The 6,139-nt window shown below is 37.2% G+C and carries 5 protein-coding genes; all 5 read left to right on the top strand.

Annotation, left to right across the window (positions count from 1 at the left end; translation table 11 throughout):
• The coding region (locus VIH09_RS06930) for a lysophospholipid acyltransferase family protein (protein ID WP_331579249.1) at positions 1–1,416 on the top strand (1,416 nt) is incomplete at its 5' end.
• Positions 1,413–2,930, top strand: coding sequence for an NAD(P)/FAD-dependent oxidoreductase (locus VIH09_RS06925; protein ID WP_331579247.1), 1,518 nt, complete (start codon positions 1,413–1,415; stop codon positions 2,928–2,930). The genes VIH09_RS06930 and VIH09_RS06925, both read left to right, overlap by 4 nt.
• Before the next feature lie 13 nt (positions 2,931–2,943).
• Complete coding sequence (locus VIH09_RS06920) at positions 2,944–4,617, top strand: C45 family peptidase (protein WP_331579245.1); 1,674 nt, start codon at positions 2,944–2,946, stop codon at positions 4,615–4,617.
• Positions 4,614–5,912: a phenylacetate--CoA ligase gene (locus VIH09_RS06915; protein WP_331579243.1), complete on the top strand. Its 1,299-nt coding sequence runs from the start codon at positions 4,614–4,616 to the stop codon at positions 5,910–5,912. The genes VIH09_RS06920 and VIH09_RS06915 overlap by 4 nt, the downstream gene beginning before the upstream one ends.
• Positions 5,913–5,990: 78 nt before the next feature.
• On the top strand, positions 5,991–6,139 hold a 149-nt coding region (locus VIH09_RS06910), incomplete at its 3' end, for a tRNA-dihydrouridine synthase (protein ID WP_331579251.1).

Here is a 6,139-nt window from a genome sequence, read left to right as displayed (position 1 = left end):
GTAGCGACAACACTTTTGGGAATTGGAGTTTTGGTGTTTGCAAAACATCCCGCTTTGAAATCCATTTCCATGATTTCTGTAATCGGTATTTTTTCGGCTCTACTGATTACTTTTATTTTGCAACCATTGGTTTTTAGCTTCTTTGTGACTAGTAGAGTAAAGAAAGGCCAGCCTCCTTTTGAAATTAAACGATTATTGCATTCCATCCTTTCGTTTACCTATTATGGATTGGGTGGTTTTCTCTTGTCAATTATTGGGGCACTATTGATAAAAATCATTCCTTTTTCGAAAAGGCGAAAAATAAAGGCGTTCCATTTTGTAATGTCAAAATTCATGCAATCGGTGCTGATGTCTTATCCGTCAATCCGAAGAAAAATCATCAACACACAAAATGAAACGTTTGAAAAACCAGCCATAATTATTGCTAACCACAGTTCATTTCTGGACATTTTGGCTATTGGGATGCTAAGCCCCAAAATCATATTTTTAGTTAGCGATTGGGTTTACAATTCCCCGATTTTTGGCAGAGGTGTCCGTTTGGCAGGATTTTATCCCGTTTCAAGTGGAATTGATAATGGAATAGAACATTTACGGGCAAAAGTAGAACAAGGGTTTTCGCTAATGGTTTTTCCCGAAGGAACCCGTTCCGTTGACAATTCGATAAAACGCTTTCATAAGGGCGCTTTTTTTCTGGCTGAGCAATTCCAGCTGGATATTATTCCAGTTGTTATTCATGGCTATTCTGAGGTATTGCCAAAAGGAGATTTTGTTATTAATGGTGGAAGCACCACATTAGAAATTTTGAAAAGGATTACTCCTGACAATAAAGATTTCGGGAAAGACTATGCGGCCAGAACAAAGAAGGTAAGCGCTTTTTTTAAAGGTCACTATCAAAAAATGCGTCACAATCTAGAAGATCAAAATTATTTTAAAAAAATGGTCCTAAATAGTTTTGATTACAAAGAGACTGAAGTAATCAGAGCCGTAGGAAACGATTTAAACCAAAATTTGGGGCGATATCACAAGTTAAACAGCTATATTGACTCCAAAGCTAAAATATTCCATTACGGGAATGATTATGGGCAGCTGGACGTGCTGCTTTCGCTTCAGGAACCACAGAGAAAAATAGTTTCTTTTGTCCAGAACGAAGAAAAAAGAACAGTTTCCAAAACAAATTATATTCTAAAGAAACGAAATATTCACTACCTTGAAAATAAAGAAGATATTAGTCAGAACAATTATGATGTGGTTTTGATTTCTGATGAAAATATAGGCAATGTGGAAGAAGCAGCGAAGTTGACTGATTGTATAATTTTGATAAATAGTGCAAATCTTAAAGACTCGATAATTAAATTGGGTTTTAAAGTTGACGGCGAGGAAGACCAACTGATCATTTTAAGAAAGGACATAAGATGAAAGAGCGTTATGATGTGGTTGTTATTGGAAGCGGATTAGGCGGATTAGTGTCTGCAATTATCTTGGCGAAGGAAGGATACAGCGTTTGTGTACTCGAAAAAAACAATCAGTATGGAGGAAATCTTCAAACTTTTGTTAGAGACAAAACTATTTTTGATACTGGAATACATTATATCGGAGGTTTGGCAGAAGGTCAGAATTTATACAGATACTTCAAATATTTGGGTATTATGGACGATTTGAAGCTCAAACAATTGGATGAGAATGGTTTTGATATTATTTCTTTTGAAGATGAAAAAAAAGAATATCCGCATGCCCAAGGATATGAGAATTTTGTAGATCAATTGGCAAAACATTTTCCAGAAGAAAGAGAGGCAATTCAAAATTATTGCGAAAAGGTAAAAGCTACCTGCAATTCATTCCCATTATATAATTTGAATTGGGAAGGCAAATACGATACCGAAATATTGGCTGTAAATGCCAAACAATGTATCGACGAATTGACTGATAATAAAAAATTGAGAGCCGTACTTGCAGGAACTAATTTTTTATACGCGGGGACTGCTGAGAAGTCACCGTTTTATGTGCATGCGTTATCCGTAAATTCATACATGCAAAGTTCCTGGCGTTGCGTCAATGGGGGGAGCCAAATCACAAAACAATTGATCAAGCAACTGAAAAAATACGGCGGAGAAGTATATAAATATAAAGAAGTCGTTCAATTTGATGTAGCGGAAAACACGGTTAGTTCTGTTAGGATGAATGATGGTTCTGTAGTTTCGGGAACAACTTTTATATCTAACATAGACCCCAAAGTTACTTTAAAAATGGCTGGTGAAGACAAGTTCAGGAAGTCCTACCTAAATCGGATCAAGAGCTTGGAAGGGGTTATTTCCGCATTTAGTCTGTACATTGTTTTTAAACCGGAAACCTTCAAATACAGAAATCATAATTATTACCATTTTGCAAGTAGTGACAATGTTTGGACTTCACATGAATATGACGAAGCGTCCTGGCCAAAAGCTTTTATGGCTTCAATGAGCAGTACTAAAAAATCAGATGTATGGGCAGACGGCATGACTTTTATAACCTATATGAAGTTTGATGATTTGAAACCGTGGGAGCAAACATTTAATACCACATCAGAAAAAGAAGATAGGGGCGAAAGTTACGAAGCTTTTAAAGCGCGGAAAACAGAAAAATTCCTTCAAATGATAGAGCTCAAATTCCCGGGATTTAGAGACTGTATTAAGTCAGTTCATACATCAACGCCGCTTTCTTATAGGGATTACATCGGTGGGCATAAAGGGAATATGTATGGTTATGAGAAAGATTCGAATAATCCAATGAAATCATTTATAGCTTCAAAAACGAAGCTGAATAATTTATACCTTACGGGTCAAAGCATCAATATGCACGGGGTTCTTGGAGTGACAATTGGAGCTGTAGTTACCTGTTCCGAAATTTTGGGAAAAGAATATTTGGTAAATAAAATCAATAAGTCTTTGGAATAAAAATTTAAAACGGATGGCGAAAAAACTATTTTATGTTTCGGTTTTATTTACAATCTCTTTTCTTTTGTTCTCTTGTGGGACATTAAAGTCATTGCATCATAAGCCTCAAGTGGAGGACTATAATAATGCAATTCCTATTGTGAAAAAACATTCGGATACCGCTTTTTCGTCGGGAAACAATTTCTTGTTGAAAAACAAACAGGGCCTATGGGAATTATATGTCGAAGGAGATCCGCTGGAAAGAGGACTGGCCTTTGGGAGTTTGGCTGACAGTTTGCTAAAAAGGCAAGAAAGTATTTTTTTCGATAAAATAAAGGAAATTATCCCGTCCAAATTCGAACAGCGTTTAGTACGGAATTTTTTGAAATGGTATAATAGGAAAGTATATCTCAATGTTCCCAATGAATTTCAGGCAGAAATTTATGGGGTTTCCCAATATAGCTCACATGAATTTGACTACATCGCCCCCCCATTTCTTAGAAGTCTATATTTGCATGCGGCTCATGATATCGGACATGTGTTGCAGGATTTAAAATTGGCAGGATGTTCTTCTTTTGCCGCATGGGACGAAAAATCCGAGGATGGAAATTTAGTTATAGGCCGAAATTTAGATTTTTATGCGGGTGATGATTTTGCAAAGGATAAGATAGTAGCTTTTGTCAATCCTGATAAGGGATACCCATTTATGATGGTGACTTGGGCGGGCATGATCGGTGTTGTGTCCGGAATGAATAACGAAGGACTGACAATAACGATCAATTCCAGCAAATCTAAAATTCCATTAATTGCCAAAACTCCCATTTCGATCCTGTCAAGAGAAATATTGCAATATGCCGCTACCATTGATGAAGCTGTCGCTATTGCGAAAAGCAGAACGGTCTTTGTTTCGGAATCCATTATGATTGGAAGTGCTCGGGATAAAAAAGCCGTTTTGATTGAAGTTTCCCCGAGTGGTCTAGGTGTTTATGAGGTCGAAAATAGCAATCAATTACTGTGCTCCAATCATTTCCAAAGTGAAGCCCTAAAAGCCAACAACAGAAATAAAGCCCAAATTAAAAATAGTCATTCCAAATATCGGTTTGATAGAATGGTTGAGTTGTTTGATGAAAATAAAAAAATCAACCCTGAAAAAGCAGCCGCAATTCTACGAAATAAAGAAGGTTTAAATAATTGGCCTTTAGGATACGGAAACGAAAAGGCATTGAACCAATTATTGGCACATCACGGAATTGTTTTCAAACCAGAAAAACGACTGGTTTGGGTTTCCTCGAATCCATATCAGATGGGTGAATTTGTTTGCTATGATTTGAATGAAATTTTCAAAAACAGAAGTTCAAAAGACTCCATAATTTCATTGCAGCAAGAAAACCTAAATATTCCAAAAGACCCGTTTCTGGAAACCAACGAATATAAAAACTATGAACTGTTTCGAATTGAAGATAGGAAAGCGGATGCTTTTTTAGAAAAAAAAGAAGCTATGCCAATTCCTTTTGTTGAAAACTATCAGTCTCTGAATCCGGACTACTGGGAAGTTTATTATAAGGTTGGTTTGAGTTTTTATAAGGAAAAAAGATACAAACTCGCTAAGGGGCAATTCGAAAAAGCATTAACCAAAGAAATCACCACCGTTCCCGAAAAAGAGGTAATTAAAAAATATTTAAAAAAAATAAAAAGAAAACTGCAATGATTCCAAAAATAGAAACCGCCTCATCAGCCGAAATAAAAGCTTTTCAGGAACGTAAATTGATGGAACTTCTGATTTCGTTGAAGGAAAACTCGCCCTTCTACAAAGCTCTTTTCGAGAAAGAGAATGTAGATATCAGCAAAATCAAAACATTAGAGGATTTGCAACTTCTGCCGGTTACCACCAAAGAAGATTTACAAAAAAACAACGATGATTTTATGTGTGTCCCTGCTAATAAAATCATCGACTACGCCACCACATCGGGCACTTTAGGAGACCCGGTGACTTTTGGCTTGACCGACAATGATTTGGACCGTTTGGCCTATAACGAGGCCATTTCTTTTGGTTGTGCGGGAATAAAGGAAGGCGATGTAGTGCAATTAATGACTACAATAGACAGGCGTTTCATGGCCGGATTGGCCTACTTTTTAGGGCTTCGAAAAATGAAAGTGGGAGTCATCCGCGTAGGTGCGGGGATTCCTGAACTGCAGTGGGATTCAATATTGAAATACAAACCGACTTACCTGATTACGGTTCCGTCTTTTTTATTAAAGCTTATAGAATATGCCGAAGCGCACAATATTGATTACAATAATTCTGGAATAAAAGGTGCGATTTGCATTGGCGAGTCACTTCGAAGCCAGGATTTTTCAATGAATATCCTAGCTAAAAAGATTACCGAAAAATGGAATATTAAGTTGTTTTCAACTTATGCTTCGACAGAAATGAGCACAGCTTTTACGGAGTGCGAGCATTCAGTTGGAGGACATCACCATCCAGAATTAATCATCGTTGAGGTTTTGGACGACAATAACAAACCCGTAAAAAACGGCGAATCGGGCGAACTGACATTTACCACTTTGGGAATCGAGGCGATGCCGTTAGTCCGCTTCAAAACGGGTGATATTGTGCAGCTGCACCACGAACCTTGCGCATGCGGAAGAAATACTTTGCGTGTCGGACCCGTTATTGGAAGGAAACAGCAAATGATTAAATATAAAGGGACAACCCTGTATCCACCAGCGATGAATGATGTTTTGAACGATTTTCCAATGATTGAAAGTCATATTATCGAAATTTCCACCAACGATTTAGGAACGGATGAGATCCTGATTAAAATCGCTGTCAAGGAACAATCAGACGCTTTTTTGCAACAGCTAAAAGACCATTTTAGGGCCAAGCTACGAGTGAGCCCCAAAATTGAGTTTACTACAAAAGAAATTCTGAATCCATTGATTTATAATCCAATGAGTAGGAAACCAATTCACTTTTTTGACACTAGGAAAAGCACTTTTTAGAGGGCAAAATAGAGTTCAATTCCATACTTGGATAATCTATTCATCTAAATGTTGTAATTTTGCACAAAATTTAAGAAGATGATTAAGATTGGCAACATAGAATTACCGGATTTTCCTTTACTTCTCGCTCCTATGGAGGACGTGAGTGACCCGCCTTTTCGCAGGTTGTGTAAAGCCCATGGTGCCGATATGATGTACTCAGAATTTATTTCTTCCGAAGGACTTAT

The sequence above is a fragment of the Flavobacterium sp. genome (assembly GCF_036515215.1).
In the GTDB taxonomy this organism is placed as follows: domain Bacteria; phylum Bacteroidota; class Bacteroidia; order Flavobacteriales; family Flavobacteriaceae; genus Flavobacterium.
Note: the sequence above shows the minus strand (reverse complement) of the source record. Positions and strands in the feature narration are given on the sequence as shown.